Source organism: Ideonella alba (genome assembly GCF_018069845.1).
GTDB classification, from domain to species: domain Bacteria; phylum Pseudomonadota; class Gammaproteobacteria; order Burkholderiales; family Burkholderiaceae_C; genus Ideonella; species Ideonella alba.
Genome location: NZ_JAGQDD010000003.1, coordinates 190,482 through 208,021, shown reverse-complemented (window position 1 = coordinate 208,021; position 17,540 = coordinate 190,482). Strand labels below are relative to the sequence as shown.

18 protein-coding genes are annotated in these 17,540 nt (G+C 72.6%); 10 read left to right on the top strand and 8 right to left on the bottom strand.

Annotated features, from left to right (window positions below):
* The first annotated feature begins 36 nt into the window (after positions 1-36).
* Positions 37-1,902 (top strand): putative bifunctional diguanylate cyclase/phosphodiesterase, encoded by a 1,866-nt coding sequence (locus tag KAK03_RS25380; protein ID WP_210852690.1) that lies wholly within the window; start codon positions 37-39, stop codon positions 1,900-1,902.
* 31 nt (positions 1,903-1,933) lie between these two features.
* On the opposite strand, the gene KAK03_RS06770 is transcribed toward KAK03_RS25380, so the two are convergent.
* The 5 genes from KAK03_RS06770 to KAK03_RS06750 are packed head-to-tail and all read right to left on the bottom strand — an operon-like array spanning position 1,934 to position 5,301.
* Positions 1,934-2,434 (bottom strand): CinA family protein, encoded by a 501-nt coding sequence (locus KAK03_RS06770; protein WP_210852688.1) that lies wholly within the window; start codon positions 2,432-2,434, stop codon positions 1,934-1,936.
* Positions 2,434-2,991 carry a phosphatidylglycerophosphatase A family protein gene (locus tag KAK03_RS06765; RefSeq protein WP_210852686.1) on the bottom strand — a complete coding sequence of 186 codons (558 nt, stop codon included), beginning with the start codon at positions 2,989-2,991 and terminating at the stop codon, positions 2,434-2,436. The genes KAK03_RS06770 and KAK03_RS06765 overlap by 1 nt, the downstream gene beginning before the upstream one ends.
* Positions 2,988-3,953, bottom strand: coding sequence for a thiamine-phosphate kinase (gene thiL / locus KAK03_RS06760; RefSeq protein WP_210852684.1), 966 nt, complete (start codon positions 3,951-3,953; stop codon positions 2,988-2,990). The genes KAK03_RS06765 and thiL overlap by 4 nt, the downstream gene beginning before the upstream one ends.
* Positions 3,940-4,764 carry an anti-sigma factor family protein gene (locus tag KAK03_RS06755; protein ID WP_210852683.1) on the bottom strand — a complete coding sequence of 275 codons (825 nt, stop codon included), beginning with the start codon at positions 4,762-4,764 and terminating at the stop codon, positions 3,940-3,942. Before KAK03_RS06755 ends, thiL begins: the two co-directional genes overlap by 14 nt.
* A 3-nt stretch (positions 4,765-4,767) precedes the next feature.
* Positions 4,768-5,301 (bottom strand): sigma-70 family RNA polymerase sigma factor, encoded by a 534-nt coding sequence (locus tag KAK03_RS06750; RefSeq protein WP_210852681.1) that lies wholly within the window; start codon positions 5,299-5,301, stop codon positions 4,768-4,770.
* A 91-nt stretch (positions 5,302-5,392) separates the two neighbouring features.
* Here KAK03_RS06750 and trxC point away from each other — a divergent pair, with 91 nt between their 5' ends.
* The 4 genes from trxC to KAK03_RS06730 all read left to right on the top strand — a co-directional run bounded on the left by trxC (position 5,393) and on the right by KAK03_RS06730 (position 12,407).
* Positions 5,393-5,824 (top strand): thioredoxin TrxC, encoded by a 432-nt coding sequence (trxC, locus tag KAK03_RS06745; RefSeq protein ID WP_210852679.1) that lies wholly within the window; start codon positions 5,393-5,395, stop codon positions 5,822-5,824.
* A gap of 63 nt (positions 5,825-5,887) precedes the next feature.
* Positions 5,888-7,858, top strand: coding sequence for an aminotransferase class I/II-fold pyridoxal phosphate-dependent enzyme (locus KAK03_RS06740; protein WP_210852677.1), 1,971 nt, complete (start codon positions 5,888-5,890; stop codon positions 7,856-7,858).
* A 112-nt stretch (positions 7,859-7,970) separates the two neighbouring features.
* Entirely contained in the window at positions 7,971-11,561 is a 3,591-nt protein-coding gene (locus KAK03_RS06735; protein ID WP_210852676.1) for a CHASE domain-containing hybrid sensor histidine kinase/response regulator family protein, read from the top strand.
* A 9-nt stretch (positions 11,562-11,570) separates the two neighbouring features.
* Entirely contained in the window at positions 11,571-12,407 is an 837-nt protein-coding gene (locus KAK03_RS06730) for a Rossmann-like and DUF2520 domain-containing protein (RefSeq protein ID WP_210852674.1), read from the top strand.
* Here KAK03_RS06730 and KAK03_RS06725 read toward each other — a convergent pair.
* Positions 12,395-12,850: a MaoC family dehydratase gene (locus KAK03_RS06725; protein WP_210852672.1), complete on the bottom strand. Its 456-nt coding sequence runs from the start codon at positions 12,848-12,850 to the stop codon at positions 12,395-12,397. The two genes, KAK03_RS06730 and KAK03_RS06725, sit on opposite strands and share 13 nt — an antisense overlap.
* Before the next feature lie 132 nt (positions 12,851-12,982).
* Between KAK03_RS06725 and KAK03_RS06720 the strand changes: the two genes are divergently transcribed.
* The 4 genes from KAK03_RS06720 to KAK03_RS06705 are packed head-to-tail and all read left to right on the top strand — an operon-like array spanning position 12,983 to position 15,971.
* Positions 12,983-13,234, top strand: coding sequence for a FeoA family protein (locus KAK03_RS06720; protein WP_210852670.1), 252 nt, complete (start codon positions 12,983-12,985; stop codon positions 13,232-13,234).
* Entirely contained in the window at positions 13,231-15,123 is a 1,893-nt protein-coding gene (feoB, locus tag KAK03_RS06715) for a ferrous iron transporter B (RefSeq protein ID WP_310738495.1), read from the top strand. The genes KAK03_RS06720 and feoB overlap by 4 nt, the downstream gene beginning before the upstream one ends.
* Positions 15,124-15,128: 5 nt before the next feature.
* A complete protein-coding gene (locus KAK03_RS06710) occupies positions 15,129-15,356 on the top strand; it encodes a DUF6587 family protein (RefSeq protein ID WP_210852669.1) in 228 nt (75 codons plus the stop codon).
* 36 nt (positions 15,357-15,392) lie between these two features.
* A complete protein-coding gene (locus KAK03_RS06705) occupies positions 15,393-15,971 on the top strand; it encodes a cob(I)yrinic acid a,c-diamide adenosyltransferase (RefSeq protein WP_210801597.1) in 579 nt (192 codons plus the stop codon).
* Between the two features lie 19 nt (positions 15,972-15,990).
* Here KAK03_RS06705 and KAK03_RS06700 read toward each other — a convergent pair whose 3' ends face one another.
* Together KAK03_RS06700 and KAK03_RS06695 are read right to left on the bottom strand one after the other, a co-directional pair.
* A complete protein-coding gene (locus tag KAK03_RS06700; protein ID WP_210852667.1) occupies positions 15,991-16,299 on the bottom strand; it encodes a hypothetical protein in 309 nt (102 codons plus the stop codon).
* A gap of 2 nt (positions 16,300-16,301) precedes the next feature.
* Entirely contained in the window at positions 16,302-16,925 is a 624-nt protein-coding gene (locus KAK03_RS06695; RefSeq protein ID WP_210852664.1) for a sigma-70 family RNA polymerase sigma factor, read from the bottom strand.
* 113 nt (positions 16,926-17,038) lie between these two features.
* Between KAK03_RS06695 and KAK03_RS06690 the strand changes: the two genes are divergently transcribed.
* The gene (locus tag KAK03_RS06690; protein ID WP_210852662.1) at positions 17,039-17,503 is read left to right on the top strand and encodes a hypothetical protein; all 465 of its coding nucleotides are present in this window, start codon (positions 17,039-17,041) and stop codon (positions 17,501-17,503) included.
* Positions 17,504-17,540: the final 37 nt, after the last annotated feature.

Genomic DNA, 17,540 nt, shown 5'->3' with positions numbered 1-17,540 from the left:
CGGTTGTTCGCGTCCGGCGACCCGATCTCTCCCCCCATGCCCCACCCCGAACGACGTCAGCCGAAGCGCCTGCTGAACCGGTCCGCCCACCGCTCGCCTGCGGCGGCCCGGCCGCCCGTGGCCCCCGCCGCCGCCCGCGGCGCGGTGTCGCTGCGCCTGCTGCTGATGGTCGCGCTGGTGGCGGCGCTGCTGCTGCCGGTGGCGGTGCTGAGCTGGCTGGCGCCGCAACCGGCGGCCTCGCTGGAGCTGCTGCCGGTGCTGGCCTGGCAGGTGGGCGCGGTGCTGCTGGTGCTGACCGCGGTCTGGATGCTGGGTGTGCTGCGCCCGCTGATGCGCCTGCGCGCCGCCGCGATCGGCCTGGCCGACATGCGCGGCGAGGGCGTGCAGGTCTGCCGCCCCGGCTGGCGCCCGCTGGGCAGCGAGCTGGACCAGATCACCCGGCTGCTGCAGCAGGCCCAGGGCCGCATGGCCGGTCTGCTGGGCGAGCTGGAAGAGCGCCACCGTGAAATGCACCGCATGGCGATGTACGACGCCCTCACCGGCCTGCCCAACCGCCGCATGCTGCGCGAGATGTTCGACCGCGCTGCCGCCCAGGCGCGGCGCCAGAACCGCCCCATGGCGGTGCTGTTCATCGACCTGGACCACTTCAAGGAAGTCAACGACCGCCACGGCCACCCGGCCGGGGACGAGTTGCTGCAGACCATCGCCCGGCGCCTGCAGGACACGCTGCGCCGTGCCGATCTGATCGGCCGCCTGGCCGGCGACGAGTTCGTCGCGCTGCTGCAGGACGCCAGCGACCCGCAGCACCTGGCGCACACCACGCTGCGGGTGATCCACGCGGTGGAGCAGCCGGTGCCCCTGGACGGTGGCCGCATCCAGGGCGAGGTCTCGGCCAGCGTGGGCGTGGCCCGCTTCCCGGCCGACGGCGACGATTTCGACCAGCTGCTCGACCACGCCGACCAGGCGATGTACCAGGCCAAGATGCTGGGCCGGGGCCGCTTCGCGCTGTTCCAGCCGCAGCTCTCGCCGGGCGAGCGACCGATCGGTGCCGACGGCGAGATGCTGCGCGCCTTCGACGACGACGAGCTGCAGCTGTTCTTCCAGCCGGTCATCGACACCGAAACCGGCCAGGCCGTCGGCGCCGAGGCCCTGATCCGCTGGCAGCACCCCAGCGAAGGCCTGCTGCCGCCCTCGCGCATCATCCACCGCGCCGAGGAAACCGGCGCGCTGCACCGGCTGGAGCTGCGCACGCTGGACCAGGCCTGTGCCCAGCTGGCCGCCTGGAAGCGCATGGGTCTGAAGCCGGGCAAGGTCTCGATCAATGTGTCGGCCCCCGAATTCCGCCACGCCGCCTGGGCCGAGGAACTGGGCCAGGCGCTGACCCGCCACGGCATCCACCGCGGCGAGCTGGCTGTCGAGCTGACCGAGGGCACGCTGATGGGCGACGCCGAGGACACCGCCCAGCGCCTGCGCGCGCTGCGCAGCCTGGGCGTGCCGCTGGTGATCGACGATTTCGGCTCGGGCCCGATCTCGCTGGCCCGGCTGGGCGAGCTGCAGCCGGCCATGGTCAAGCTGGATGCGGGCTTCGTGCAGCGTCTGCCGCAGGATGTGGCGGCGCGCGCGCTGGTGTCGGGCATCGTCGGTCTGGCGCGCAGCCTGGGCATCACCGTGATCGCCGAGGGCGTCGAGACCGAGGCCCAGCGCGACATGCTGGCCGACCTGGGCTGCCCGCTGCAGCAGGGCTACCTGTTCGCCCGGCCGCAGCCGGCGCTGCCCGAGCCGGCCTGGCCGCTGCCGCACGCCGAGCCCGACCTGGAGCCCTGGCCGCTCGAGGGTGCCAACGACGCCATGCTGTCGCCGCTGGACGCATTGCAGCCCAACCGCCAGCTCGGCCTGCGCTGAGCACCTGCACGCGGCCGGTCCGCGGCGAGCGTCAGCCCAGCGCGTCCACCAGCATCGTCAGCGCGCGCACCACGGTGGCGCTGCGCACCGCGGTCCGGTCACCCTCGAAGACCTGGCACTCGGCCCGGGTGTCGCCGCCGCGCTGTCCCAGCGCCAGCCACACCGTGCCCACCGGCTTGGTCGCTGAGCCGCCGCCCGGCCCGGCAATGCCGGTCACCGCCAGCGACCAGTCGGCGTCGCTGTGCTGCAGCGCGCCCTCGGCCATCGCGCGCGCCACCGGCTCGCTCACCGCGCCGTGGCGCTCGATCAGTGCCGCAGGCACGCCCAGCAGCTCGTGCTTGGCGGCATTGCTATAGGTGACGAAGCCGCGCTCGAACCAGTCCGACGAGCCCGCCAGCACGGTGCAGCTGGCGGCGATCAGGCCGCCGGTGCAGCTCTCGGCGGTGGTCAGCCGCTGGCCGCGGGCGCGCAGGCCCTGCGCCACCTGCTCCAGCAGCGGCGCCAGTGCCTGGGGGTCATCGATCAGCCGCATCAGGTACCGGCCCGCCACAGGGCCATGACGATCAGTGTGCAGAAGGCCGCCACCAGGTCGTCGAACAGGATGCCGAAGCCCTGGCGCCAGCCGGGCGCTTCACCTGGCCTGGCCTTGAAGAGCCGATCCGCCCAGCCCACCGGGCCGGGCTTGGCGGCGTCGAACAGGCGGAACAGCGCGAAGGCCACCAGCTGGGTCCACCAGCCGGCCGGCGTGACCACCCACAGCACCAGCCAGATCGCCAGCCACTCGTCCCAGACCACCGCGCCGGGGTCGGCGGTGCGCATCGCCTGCGCGGTGCGGGTGCAGGCCCACCAGCCGACCCCAAAGCCGGCCAGCAGCAGCACAGCCCACTGCGCATCATCCAGCCGGCCTTCCAGCAGATGGAAGGCCACCCAGGCCCACAGCGTGCCCACCGTGCCCGGCGCCATCGGCGCCAGACCGCTGCCGGCGCCCAGCGACAGGAAATGCAGCGGCGAGGACAGCAGCAGCCGCCAGTCGGCCCGCCGCGGGGCGCCGACGATCTGCGCGTCGCTGACCTCGGGGGCGGTGCTCATGGCGCGGCGAAATGGTCGAAGCCGCGCCAGCCGCGCAGGTTCAGCGCGGCGCCCTGGGCGTCGCGCACGACCAGACCGGGCTCGGCGGTGATGCGGCCGATCCGGGTGACGGCCACACCGGCGGCGGCGCCGGCGGCGCGCACGCCCTGGGCATGGGATTCGGGCGCGGCAAACAGCAGCTCGTAGTCGTCACCGCCGGCCAGCAGGCAGGTGCGCTGCAGCGCCGCCGGCTGGGCGGCCAGCAGGGCGCTGCGCGGCAGCGCCGCCTCGTCCAGCTCGGCGCCCACGCCGGAGCGCGCCAGCACATGGCCCAGGTCGCCCAGCAGGCCGTCGGACAGGTCGATCGCCGCGCTGGCCACGCCGCGCAGTGCGCGGCCCAGGGCGACGCGGGGCGTGGGCGTTTCCATCGCCCGGCGGGCCTGCTCGAAGCCCTCGCCGGCCAGCGCCACGGTGCCGCGGAAGGCCTCCAGCGCCAGCCGCGCATCGCCCAGCGTGCCGCTGACCCACAGCGCATCGCCCGGCCGAGCGCCGCTGCGCAGCAGCGCCTCACCGGGCGGCACCTCGCCAAAGACGGTGATGCCGATCGTCAGCGGTCCGGCGGTGGTGTCGCCGCCGACCAGCTCGATGCCGTGTTCATCGGCCAAGGCCAGCAGGCCCCGGGCGAAGGGGGCCAGGAAGGCCTCGTCGGCGCGCGGCAGCGCCAGGCTGAGGGTGAAGGCCAGCGGCTCGGCGCCGCTGGCGGCCAGGTCACTGAGGTTGACCGCCAGTGACTTGTGGCCCAGCCGGGCCGGGTCGACCGTGGAGAGGAAATGCCGGCCCTCGACCAGCAGGTCGGTGGACACCGCCAGCTGCAGGCCGGGGCGCACCCGCAGCAGCGCGCAGTCGTCGCCCACGCCCAGCGCGGCGCGCTGCACCGGGCGGCGGAAGAAGCGGTCGATCAGCGCGAATTCACCGAGGGCCATGGGCGGCATTGTCGCCCACGCCCTGCTGGTAGATCGCTTCGGCCAGCGCCAGCAGCTCGGCCTTGGGCAGGGCGCCGGTCAGCGCGTAGCCGGCGCCGCCCTCCACCCAGTAGAACTGGCCCAGGCCGTCCTGCTCGCGGTACTGGAAGGCGGCGGGCGTGCCGGCCTCGGGCTTGCGCAGGTAGACGGTGACGCGGCCGCCATCGGCGCGCTCGTACATCAGCTGGGCGCCGGGCGCGCCGCCATCAGGCAGCAGGCGGCCGCCCACCAGCTGGTAGCCGCGGGCCTGCAGGTCGAACAGCTTGACCGGCACCGTCAGGCGCTTGGTCAGCCAGGCCGCCAGATGCTGTTCCTGGGCGGCGATGGCCTGACCGTCGTCGCCGCGCACCGACACCTCCACCGGGTGGCGCTTCTCGGGCACGTAAACCGCGTGGGCGGCGGCGGCGCGCTGCACCCAGGGCGTGGCCGTGGCCAGGGCGGTGCCGCCGCCGCTCCAGCGTCCCGCGGCAAAGCCGGCCAGGCCGGTGGCCAGCGCCAGCGCGGCGGCCAGCGCCGGGCGGCGCCAGGCACTGTCGTTGGCGGGCGCGGCCTGCAGGCGCTGCACCCAGGGCTCGGGCAGCGGCTCGGCCAGTTCGGCGTCCAGGCGCTGGCGCAGCGCGTCGCGGTCGGCGGCCCACAGGCGCACGCGGGCGGCTTCTTCAGGGTGGGCCTGCAGCCAGGTCTCGACGGCCTGGCGCTCGGGCGGCGGCAGCTCGCCATCCAGCCAGGCCTGCAGGCGCGCGTCGGTGGGGGAAGGGGTGGAGGCGTTCATGGCTCAGACCACACGTTTGAGCGGCACCGGCGGGCGCGCCGGCGGCGCGCCGTCCAGCGCCTGGCGCAAGGCGGCACGGGCGCGCGACAGGCGCGACATCACCGTGCCGGCGGGCACCTGCAGCACCTCGGCGCACTCGGCATAACTCAGCTGCTCGACGCCCACCAGCAGCAGCACCTCGCGGTGCAGCGGTGCCAGCTGGGCGAAGGCGGCCAGCAGGTCGATGCGCAGCCCCGGGTCGCGCGGGCCGTGGTGCGCCTGGGCGTCCTGCAGTTGCGCCAGCTCGTCGGGCGGCAGGCCCTGCCAGCGGCGGTCGCGGCGCAGGGCGTCGTGGTGGGCGTTGTGGGCGATCGACAGCAGCCAGACCAGCAGGTCGCGCCGCTGGTCGAACTGGTGCCAGTGGCTCAGCGCCCGCTCGATCGTGCCTTGCACCAGGTCGTCGACGCCGGCGCTGTCGTGCACCAGGGTGCGGGCATAGCGCCGCAAGCGCGGGAGGGCATCCAGCAGCTGGCGGCGGAAGGGCTCGGGGGCGTGCATCACTCGGTAGACGTCGCGCGGCGTCCGAATATTCCCACGGCCCGCGGCCCGAGCTCTTGAAATACCGTCGCCGGTACCCATCGTGCTGGGCATGGACTCTTCGCATGCTCCCCACATCGTCTGCACGCACTGCGGCGCCACCAACCGCGTCCCGGCCCAGCGCCTGGGTGAGGACCCCCGCTGCGGCCGCTGCGGCCACGCGCTGCTGCCGGGCGAGCCGGTGGAGCTGACCGACGCCAACTTTGCCCAGGTGGTGAACGGCACCGACCTGCCGGTGATCGTCGACGTCTGGGCCGCGTGGTGCGGCCCCTGCCGGATGATGGCACCGCAGTTCGCCGCCGCCGCGGCGCAGATGAAGGGCCGGGCGCTGTTCGCCAAGCTCGATTCCGACGCCCACCCGCGCACCGCCGGTGCACTGGGCATCCGCAGCATCCCCACGCTGATCAGGCTGCAGCGCGGGCAGGAGCTGGCGCGCCAGTCCGGCGCGCTGCCTGCTGCACAGATTGTCGCTTTCGCGGGCTGATCGCCGCCGAATATTCGGTAGCAAGGCGCCTACACTCGGCACTCCCACCAGGAGTGCTTTCCGATGAAACCGGTCACCCATGTGCTGGTCGTCAGTGCCGACCCGGCCTGGCGCCAGCCGGTGTGTGACGGCCTGAACCAGGCCGCCGCCCAACGCGACAACCCCCACGGCCTGCTGGCCGTGCCCTGCGCCTGCGACACCAGCGCGCTCGAAGCCGCGCTGTCCACCCAGCACGGCGCCGATGTGCAGGTGGTGCTGGTCGACCACGGCCCGGCCGGCGGCGGCCAGGGCCCGGCGGCGGTGCTGCTGGCCCAGCGCCTGATCGAGGCGCGGCCCGAGCTGTCGCTGTACATGGTGCTGGAGGACGATGCCGACAAGCTGCTCGTCGAGCAGCTCGCCAGCGACGCGGTGGACGGCTATTTCTTCCGCGGCGAGGACGACCCGGTCGGCTGGCTGCGCATCCTGGCCGCCGAAGTGGCCGAGAAGGCCGACACCCCTTTCTACGACGCGCTGCGCGACTATGTGGCGCAGGCCAAGGACAGCTGGCACACGCCCGGCCACGCTGGCGGCGACGCCTTTAAGGGCAGCCCCTGGGTGGGCGATTTCCATGGCTTCGTCGGCGAGGAGATGCTGCGCGCCGACCTCTCCTGCAGCGTGCCCGCGCTGGACTCGCTGTTGCACCCCACCGGCGTGATCGCCCAGGCGCAGCGGCTGGCGGCCAAGGCCTTCGGCGCGCGCGCCACCTACTTCGCCACCAACGGCACCAGCACCTCCAACAAGGTCATCTTCCAGAGCCTGCTGACGCCTGGCGACAAGCTGCTGCTGGACCGCAACTGCCACAAGAGCGTGCACCACGGCGTGATCCTGTCGGGCGCGCGGCCGGTGTACCTGGATTCGGCGGTGAACCGCCACTTCGGCCTGTTCGGTCCGGTGCCCAAGGCCACCATCGCGCAGGCCATCGCCGAGCACCCCGACGCCCAGGTGCTGATCCTCACCAGCTGCACCTACGATGGCCTGCGCTACGACCTGCGCCCCATCATCGAGATGGCGCACGCCGCCGGCATCAAGGTGATCGTCGACGAGGCCTGGTACGGCCACGCGCGCTTCCACCCCGAGCTGCGCCCCACCGCGCTGGAGTGCGGCGCCGATTACGCCACGCAGAGCACGCACAAGGTGCTGTCGGCCTTCTCGCAGGCCAGCATGATCCACGTGAACGACCCGGGCTTCGACGAGCACCTGTTCCGTGAGAACTTCAACATGCACGCCAGCACCAGCCCGCAGTACACGCTGATCGCCAGCCTGGACGTGGCGCGCAAGCAGGCGGTGATGGAGGGCTACCGGCTGCTCGACCGCTCGCTGGCCTATGCGCGCGAGCTGCGCGAGAAGATCAACGCCACCGGCGCCTTCCGCGTGCTGTCGCTCGAGGAGCTGCTGCCGCCCGAGCTGAAGGACGACGGCATCCGCCTGGACCCGACCAAGCTGACGATCGACATCAGCGCCAGCGGCTGGAGCGCCGACGCGCTGCGCGACGAACTGATCGGCCGCTTCAACATCCAGGTCGAGAAGAACACCCACAACACGCTGACGCTGCTGCTGACCATCGGCACCACGCGCTCCAAGGTCTCGCGCCTGTTTGACGCCATGCTGCGCCTGACCAAGGAGCGCCGCACGCCGCTGACCTACGCCCGCATGCCCGAGGCGCCGCGCTTCAGCACCCTGGCCTGCCTGCCGCGTGACGCCTTCTACGAGGCCGGCGAGCGCCTGCCGCTGCTCGACGAATCGGGCCAGCCCAACGCGGCGCTGTCGGGCCGCGTCTGCTGCGACCAGATCGTGCCCTACCCGCCGGGCATCCCGGTGCTGGTGCCGGGCCAGGTGATCGAGCCCGCGGTGGTGGCCTACCTGGTGCGCCTGCTGCAGACCCAGCGCAGCATCGACCTGCACGGCCTGGCCACGCAGGATGGCGAATGGCACCTGCGCGTGCTGACCCCCGCCGAGCAGGCGGCGCTGCCCACGCTCGATCGCGCCAACGCCTAAAGGCCCTGCGCGCGGCGGGGCCGAAGCCGCCGGCTGGCCCTGGCGCATCGGCGTGACTAGACTCGACAGCTTCACGCTCGTGCTGTGCGCGAGAGACGTGCGCGGAGGTGTCATGGAACGACGCACGACAGTCGGCTGGGCGTTGGCGCTGCTGCTGGCCAGCCTGGTCGCTGCCGGGGCAGGCGCCCTGGTGCACCGGCACAACGCCGAACAGCGCCAGCAAGGCCTGGATAGGCTGGCCGAGCGCGCCGTCGCGCGGGTCATGTCGCGCGTCCGCACCTATGAGTACGGCCTGCGCGGCGCCCGTGGCGCGGTGGCGGCGGTCGGACTTGATGATCTGACGCGCTACCGGTTCCAGTCCTACATCGCCACCCGCGACCTGCCGCGCGAGTTTCCGGGGGCCCATGGCTTCGGGTTCATCCGGCGCGTCGACCCGTCGCGCCAGGCCGAGTTCGTCAACGCACAGCGCCGTGACGGACGGCCCGACTTCAGCATCCGGCAGTTCGAGCGCCATGACGGCGATCTCTTCGTCATCGAGCACATCGAGCCCGAAGCCTCGAACCGCGTGGCCGCCGGCCTGGACATCGCGTCCGAGCCGCGGCGCCGCCGGGCGGCCGAGGAGGCCGAACGGCGCGGCCAGGCCATCCTGACGGGGCCGATCACCCTGGTCCAGCAGGACCGCCAGTTCGATGGCGGCCTGCTGATGCTGCTGCCGGTGTTCGATCCGCGCGGGGCGCTGGACCGGGCCGCGGGCTGGGTCTACGCGCCGCTGCTGCTCAGCGAGGTGATGGCCGGCTACGACTTCGAGGGCAATACCTTCGGCCTGGTCATCGACGACATCACCGACGGCGCGTCCGCACCACAGCGCGGCTTCCTCTCGGCCGGCTTCGAGGCCCTGGCCGACGATCTGCCGGCCACCACACGCAGCCTGGACCTGTATGGCCGCCGCTGGCGCATCGGCGTGCAGACCACGCCCGCCTTCATCGTGGGGCTGCGCGAGACCTCGGCGGTCCAGGTCGGGGTGGCGGCCTTCCTGCTGCAGGTGCTGATGCTGGGCGGCCTGGCCTACTACCTGCGCAGCAGCCTGCGCCTGCGGCAGGCGCACGAGGACCATGCCGAACTCGCCGCGATCGTCGAGAACTCGATCGACGCCATCATCGGCAAGCGGGGCGATGGCGTGGTGACCAGCTGGAACCGTGCGGCCGAGCTGATGTTCGGCTACACGCGCGAGCAGGCGCTGGGCCGGCCGCTGGCCGAATTGATCATCCCCCCCGAGTTGCACGACGAGGAGGTGCGCATCCTCGGGCGCATCGCCAGCGGCGAGCGGGTCAGTCATTTCGACACCGTGCGGCGCACCCGCGATGGCCGGCTGCTCAATGTCTCGATCGCGGTGTCGCCGATCCGCGATGAGCGCGGGCACATCGTCGGTGCCTCGAAGACGGTGCGCGACATCACGCTGCAGAAAGAGACTGAGCTGCGCATCCGCCAGCTCAATGCCACGCTGGAGCAGCAGGTGGCCGAGCGCACACGGGAGCTGTTCCATGCGCTGGAATCGGCGCAGCAGGCGGCGCAGGCCAAGTCGGCCTTCCTGGCCAACATGAGCCACGAGATCCGCACGCCGATGAACGCGGTGCTGGGCTTGGCCTACCTGGCCGAGCGCCAGTCGACCGACCCGACCGTGCGCTCGATGGTGGCCAAGATCGGTGAGTCCGGCCGGTCACTGCTGCGCATCCTGAACGACGTGCTGGACTTCTCGAAGATCGAGCAGGGCCGGCTGGAGCTGGAGGCCACCCCCTTCGACCTGCAGGGCGTGCTGGACCGCCTGGCCACGATGATGGGGGCCTCGGTGGGCGACAAGCCGGTGGAGCTGGTGATCTCGCCGCTGCCCCCGGCGCTGCGGCGCGTGGTGGGCGACCCGACCCGGCTGGAGCAGGTGCTGGCCAACCTGGTGGGCAACGCGATCAAGTTCACCGCCAACGGCTATGTGCAGGTGGCCGTGCGACTGGTCTCGGACCGCGACGGTGACCTGCTGCTGCGCTTCGTGGTGCAGGACAGCGGCATCGGGATTCCGTCGGACAAGCTGTCGCAGATCTTCGCGCCGTTCACCCAGGTCGATGCCAGCACCACGCGGCGCTTTGGCGGCACGGGCCTGGGACTGGCGATCTGCCGCGAACTGGTCACGCTGATGGGCGGCGAGATCGGTGCCGAGAGCGTCGAGGGCCGCGGCAGCGAGTTCTGGTTCACCGCGCGCCTGCGCCGAGACGATGAACCCGAAGTGGCGCCGCGCCGCCTGCTGGGGTCGCTGCAGGTGCTGCTGGCCGATGACAACGCGATCGCGCTCGATGCCCTGCAGCGCACCAGTGAGCAACTGGGCTGGCGCTGCCAGGCGGTGGGCGATGGCGAGGCCGCCCTGACGGCCGTCACCACGGCAGAGCAGCCGCCCGACGTGCTGGTGCTGGATTGGCAGATGCCCCTGCGCGACGGCCTGGCGGTGGCCCGCGCGCTGAAGGAAGGCGAGCCCCAGCAGCACCGCCCAGTGGTCATCATGGTCACGGCCCATTCGCGGGAACAGCTGTCGGGCCATCCGGATGCCGTCTTCGCCGACAGCGTGCTGGCCAAGCCGGTGACCGCGTCGGCGCTCTACGACGCGGTTGCGCGGGCGATGAGCGAGCGGGGGCTGGTCGAACTCCCACGCCACTCGGCGGACATCGCCCACCGTCTGGCCGGCACGCGCGTGCTGCTGGTCGACGACAGCGACATCAACCGCGAACTCGCGCGGCGCATCCTGGAAGCCGAGGGCGCGGTGGTGGAGGAAGCGGCCGACGGCGAGCAGGCGGTGCGGTGGATGCAGCAGCACCCGAGCCGGGCCGATCTGGTGTTGATGGATATCCAGATGCCGGTGATGGACGGCCTCACCGCCACCGGCATGATCCGTCAGATTCCCGGTTGTGCGGCCTTGCCGGTGCTGGCGCTGACCGCCGGGGCCTTCGCCAGCGATCGCGAGGCGGCGCTGGCCGCCGGCGTCAGTGCGGTGGTGACCAAGCCGTTCAACATCGACCACACGGTGGCGGTCATCCGTCGCCTGATTGACGAGCATCGTCCGGCGCCCGATGAGGCACCGGCCGCAGCGGCGCTCCCAGACACGGCCACCGACGGCTTGATCGACTTCGCCGCCGGGCAACGCATCTGGGGCGATCCAACGATCTACCACCGCTACCTCGACCGCTTCTTCGGCGAATACGCCGGCTTCCCGGCCGAGGCGCGCGAACTGCCACTGCTCACGCTGGGGCGGGCGATGCACAAGTTCCGCGGCGCGGCGTCGGCCGTGTGTCTGCCGGCGCTGGTGGCCCAGGCCCAGGCCGTCGAGGAGCAACTGGTGGCCGGGCGGCCGGTCGAGTCGGCGCTGGCGTCGTTCGCGGCCACGATGGAGGCCACGCTCGCCGGCTGGGAGCGGTACCGCGAAGCGCTCACCCCGCCCTCGGCTGCAGCCACGCCACAGGTCGTGGCCGCGCTGCGTCGCCTGGTGCGGTCGCTGGAGTCGCAGGGCGACCCGCAGGCCGCGATGGCGGAGCTGGCCAGTCAGCTGCCTGAGCAGTCGCTGAGCGGCCTGCGGGCCGCCGTGTCGCGTGGTGATCGGCGCGCCGCGGCCGACGAGGCGCGGGCGCTGGGGCATGCGCTGCGCGAGGGCCCGGTGCCGCGGTAAGCTCGCCGCATGACGGTCGCGAACGCCTCGGTGCCACGGCTCAACCTGGTGGGGGCCGGCCGCGTCGGCCGCACGCTGGCGCGGCTGTGGCAGCGTGCGGGCGTGGTGCAGGTGCAGGCCGTGCTGGCGCGCCAGCCCGGCAGCGCCGCGCAGGCGGTGGCGGTGATCGGTGCGGGCCAGGCGGTGGATCGGCTGGCGGCCCTGCCGCCGGCCGAGCTCTGGCTGCTGGCCGTGCCCGACACCCAGATCGCGCCGGTGGCCGCGGCGCTGGCCGCGACGGGTGCCGCGCCCGCCATCGCCTGGCACGCCAGCGGCTTCCTGCCCGCGTCTGAAGCCGCGCCGCTGCAGGCCGCCGGCTGGTCGGTGGCCAGCACCCACCCCGCACTGAGCTTTGCCGATGTCGACCAGGCCTGCGCCCAGTTCCCCGGCACGCTGTGCGCGCTGGAGGGCGACGCCGCCGCGGTCGCACGAGCACGCGCCGCCTTCCAGGCCATTGGCGGCCAGTGCGTGGACCTGGCCGCGGCCGACAAGCCGCTCTACCACGCGGCCGCGGTATTCGCGTCCAACTTCGCGCCGGTGCTGCAGGCGGTGGCGGCCGGGCTGTGGCGCGACGTCGGCCTGCCCGCCGACCGGTCAGAGGCCCTGGCCGCCGGCTTCCTGCAGCGCGCAGCGGCCAACCTGCAGGCGCTGGGCCCGCGCGGCGCGCTCACCGGCCCGGCGGCGCGGGGCGACACCCGCGTCCTGACCGAGCAGGGCGCCGCGCTGACCGCGCACGACCCGGTGCTGGGCCAGGCCTACGCGGCGCTGAGCGAGTTGGCCCGGCGCCTGGCGGCTCAGAGCAGGTAACGCGCCAGCGACTCCGCCACGCAGGCCGGTTTGGGCGCGCCTTCGCGCTCCACCGTGACCTCGTTGCGCAGCTGCCAGCCGCCGTCGATCGGCTCGCAGGCCACCAGGGTGAACACCGCGCGCAGCCGGCTGCCCACCGGCACCGGCGACGGAAAGCGCACCTTGTTCAAACCATAGTTCAGGCCCATGCGCACGCCGTCCACCCGGAAGGCCTGCTCGCTCATCACCGAGATCAGCGACAGCGTCAGAAAGCCGTGCGCGATCGTCGTGCCGAACGGGCCGGCCGCGGCGCGCGCCGGGTCCACGTGGATCCACTGCAGGTCGCCGGTGGCGTGGGCGAAGGCGTCAATGCGGGCCTGGTCGATCAGCATCCAGTCGCTGGTGCCCAGCGCCTGGCCCACGAGGTTCGGCAGGTCGGCGGCGGCGTGGACGGTCAGGCTCATCGGACGGGCTCCAGTGGGGGTCGAGGCGCCGACGATAGCGTTGCCGCCCCGCCACGGCTGTCGCCTGGGTTACCCGACCGCCATGGTTGGTGATGCGAACAATTCTCATTCGATAAGCGCACAATCGGGCGCATGAACCTGGCCGATCTGCCCGACGGCGCCCATGCCACCGTGACTGCCCTGGCGGAGCGCTCCGCTGACCTGGACGCCAACCAGTTGCGCCGCCTGGGCGAGCTGGGTTTCCTGCCGGGCGAGCCGGTGCAGGCGCTGCGCCGCGGGCCGGGCGGTCGCGAGCCGATCGCGGTGTGCATTGGCGACACCTTGATCGCGCTGCGCCAGGTCGAGGCCCGCTGCGTGCAGGTGCGCCTGCCCGAGGGCGCGTGAACGCCGCGCTGCTGTCGCGCGCACACGCCGGGCCGCCGCGCTCGGTGGCGCTGGTGGGCAACCCGAACTGCGGCAAGACGGCGCTGTTCAACCGCCTGACCGGCGCGCGCCAGAAGGTGGCCAACTACAGCGGCGTCACGGTGGAGCGCAAGGTGGGCATCGCCCGGCTGCCCGACGGCAGCACGGTGCAGGTGGTCGACCTGCCCGGCACCTACAGCCTGCACCCGGTGTCGGCCGACGAGGAGGTCACGCTCGAGGTGATCGAGGGCCGCCGCGCGGGCGAGGAAGCGCCCGACCTGATCGTCGCCGTGGTCGACGCCACCAACCTGCGCATGAACCTGCGCCTGGTGCTGGAGCTGCGCCGCATCGGCCGGCCGATGCTGGTGGCGCTGAACATGATGGACACCGCGCGCCAGCAGGGCCTGCGGCTGGACCGCGAGCGCTTGGCCGAGGAGCTGGGCTGTCCGGTGGTCGAGACCGTGGCCATCGCCAGCCACGGCCACGAGGCGCTGCTGGCCGAGCTGGCGCGTGACCTGCCGCCGGTGCACCAGCATGTCGACGGCCACCACGTCGAGACCCCCGACGCCCGCGCACTGCAGAACGAGGTGCGCCGCCTGCTGGCCCTGGTGGCCAGCGGCGCCGCGCCGGCCACGCGCTTTCACCCGCGCCTGGACGCCTGGCTGATGCACCCGGTCTGGGGCCTGCTGATCCTGGCCGGCCTGCTGTTCGTGATGTTCCAGGCGGTGTTCACCTGGGCCGAGGCACCCAAGGGCCTGATCGAGGACGGCGTGGCCGCGCTGGCCGGCCTGGTCGAGGCCGGCATGGACCCGGGGCCGCTGAAGAGCCTGCTGATCGACGGCGTGCTGGCCGGCGCCGGCGGCGTGCTGGTCTTCCTGCCGCAGATCCTGATCCTGTTCGCCTTCATCCTGGCGCTGGAGGACTCGGGCTACCTGCCGCGCGCCGCCTTCCTGCTCGACACGCTGATGGGCAAGGTGGGCCTGTCGGGCCGGGCCTTCATCCCGATGCTCTCCAGCTTCGCCTGCGCGGTGCCCGGCATCATGGCCACGCGCAGCATCACCCACTGGCGCGACCGCCTGGCCACCATCATGCTGGCGCCGCTGATGACCTGCTCGGCGCGGCTGCCGGTCTACACCCTGCTGATCGGCGCCTTCGTGCCCGAGCGCGGTGTCGGGCCGGGGGGCTTTCTGGACCTGCGCGGCCTGGTGATGTTCGGCCTGTACGTGGCGGGCGTGGCCTCGGCGGCGGCGGTGGGCTGGGCACTGAAACGCACCTGGCTGAAAAGCCGCTACCAGCCGTTGATGCTGGAGCTGCCGCCTTACCGCTGGCCCAGCCCGCGCACGCTGGCGATCGGGCTGTGGGAGCGCGCGCGCATCTTCCTGCTGCGCGTGGGCACCATCATCTTCGCGCTGACCGTGGTGCTGTGGTTCCTGGCCACCTGGCCGGCGCCGCCCGAGGGCGCCAGCGCCGCACCCATCACCTACAGCCTGGCCGGCCAGATCGGGCGGGCGCTGGAGTGGGTGTTCGCGCCGATCGGCTTCAACTGGCAGATCTGCATCGCGCTGATCCCCGGCCTGGCGGCGCGCGAGGTGGTGGTGGGCGCGCTGGGCACGGTCTACGCGCTGTCGGCCAGCGGCGACGCGGTGGCCGACGCGCTGACCCCGCTGCTGGCCGCGCAGTGGTCGCCGGCCACCGCCTATGCGCTGATCGCCTGGTTCATCTTCGCGCCGCAGTGCCTGTCCACGCTGGCCACCGTGCGGCGCGAGACCAACCACTGGCGCTACCCGCTGATCATGGCCGGCTACCAGTTCGCGCTGGGCTATGCGGCCGCCTTCGTCACGTACCGGGTCGCGCTGGCCTGGGGAGGCTGAACACCATGCAAACGCTGATCGTGGGGGCCATCGTCGCCGTCTGCGGGGTCTATGCCACCTGGTCGCTGATGCCCGCCGCCTGGCGCCGTGCGCTGGCGCGGCGCCTGCTGCGCTGGCCCGGCCTGGGCCGCTGGCGCGCCGTGCAGCGCGCGGCCGGTGGCAGCGGCGCGGGCTGCGGCGGCTGTGGCGACTGCGGCGAGGCCCCGATCCAGGTGGTGCGCCGACCCCGCTGAGCGTGCGGCCCTGGCCGGGCGGCTACCATCGCCGCCATGGCCAACCGTCTCACCCAGATCGCCACCCGCACCGGCGACGACGGCACCACCGGGCTCGGCGACGGGCAACGGGTGCCGAAGACCCACGCGCGCATCGCCGCGATGGGCGATGTCGATGAACTCAACTCCCAGCTCGGCGTGCTGCTCGCCGAGCCGCTGCCGCCCGATGTGCGCGAGCTGCTGGTGGTGATCCAGCACGAGCTGTTCAACCTGGGCGGCGAGCTGTCCATTCCAGGCTTCACGCTGCTCAAGGACGAGGCGGTGCTGCGCCTGGACGAGGCGCTGGCGCACTACAACGCCACGCTGCCGCGCCTGGCCGAGTTCATCCTGCCGGCCGGCACCCGCAGCGCCGCGCTGGCCCATGTGGGCCGCACCATCGCCCGCCGCGCCGAGCGCGCGGTGGTGGCGCTGGCCGCGGCCGAGCCGGTCAACGAGGCGCCACGCCAGTACCTGAACCGGCTGTCGGACCTGCTGTTCGTGCTGGCCCGGGTGCTCAACCGCGCCAACCTCGACGGCCTGGGCGGCGACGACGTCTACTGGCGCAGCGAGCGGCTGCAGCGCGACGGCGGCGCCTGAGCCGTCAGGCGCGCGTCGCTCAGCTGACCTTCATCGTCTGCAGGTTGATCGTCACCGCCGGGCGCTGCAGCTGACCCAGCACCGCGCGCGCGAAGGCCAGGCGCAGCGCCTCATCGGCAAACCCGGCGGGGCCGATCTCCTGCGCCAGCACCAGCAGCTTGTCGGTGGTCAGCAGCTTGCCGCTGGGGCGCAGCGGCTCGCATTCGCGGCGGGTGAATTCCTCGTCCAGCCAGCGGCGCGCGTCCAGCGGGTCGGGCAGTTGGGCCGCATCGACGGCGATCTCCACCGTGGTCTGGTCGTCGAACTGGATCAGCAGGTCGTGGCGCATGGTCACTCTTTCGGGGAGGCGGAAGGGGGGCTGTGGCTGAGTTCTCGGTGGAGCCAGGACTTGGCCAGCGTCCAGTCGCGCTTGACGGTGGCGGGGGAGACCGCCAGCACCTCCGCAATCTCGTCGATCTCCAGGCCACCGAAGAAGCGCAACTCCACCACTTTGGCAGCGCGCGGGTCGACCGTCTCGAAGGCCAGCAAGGCATCGTTGACCGCGATCAAGTCCCGGTCAGGTGGCAGGGCCAGCGACTCCAGGCCCGAGACGGTCAGGCTGGTCAGTTCGGCATCGCGCTTGTTGGCGCGCCGGGCCTGCTCGTGGTTGATCAGGATGCGCCGCATCATCGTGGAGCTGACCGCCAGGAAGTGCGCCCGGTTGCGCCACTGGGTGCGGGTCTGCTCGGCCATGCGGAACCAGGCCTCATGCGTCAGCGCGGTGGCGCTGAGGGTGTGGCCGGCGGCTTCCTTGCGCATGTGGTTGCGCGCCATGCGCCGCAGGTCCTCGTAGAGGCTTTCGAACAGGCGCTGGCCGGCCTCGGGATCGGGACCCGCGAACTGGCTGAGCCACTGCGTCAGGGAAGGGTCGGGCGCCGACATGGTGTCGAACACGGCATCTTGGGGGGACGACACCCGAGTCTAGCGTGCGGGTGAGCCACTGCACGCGCCAGCGCGGCGTATGTGATCAAGTGCACAGCGCCGATCGGCGGCGTCTGGCACCTCACCTGGTACCCACGATGCACACGATGACCCGACCGCTGACGCTGGCCCTCACGATGGCCGCCCTGCTGAGCCTGACCGCCTGTGGCGGCGGTGACAGCACCGCAGCCGCCGACGGCGTGGCGGCCGACTGCGACACCAAGGCCTATGTGGCCGGTGCCGTGGTGGCGCCCACGCTGGATGATCTCAAGGCCTATGCCGGCACCTTCAACGGCGATGAGGGGTCCTATGACGGCGGCGGCACCTTCACCAAGTCCGGCACGGCCAAGCTCGTGATCGGCGCGGATGGCGCCATCACCTACAAGGACGCCAAGCAGACCGTGACCTCGATCTGCATGGACAAGACGGCCGGCCCGGTGGGCAAGCTGGTGTACTTCATCGTCGGCAAGGGCCACCTGGACGTGGCCGACAAGCCGGCCATGGGTCTGGGCCAGGCCTGGGGCGTGTCGCCTGTCGATGGCACCACCATCTTCACCAACGGCCTGAAGTGATGGCGGCGGGCCGCGCGCGCCGGCCCTGCGTACACTG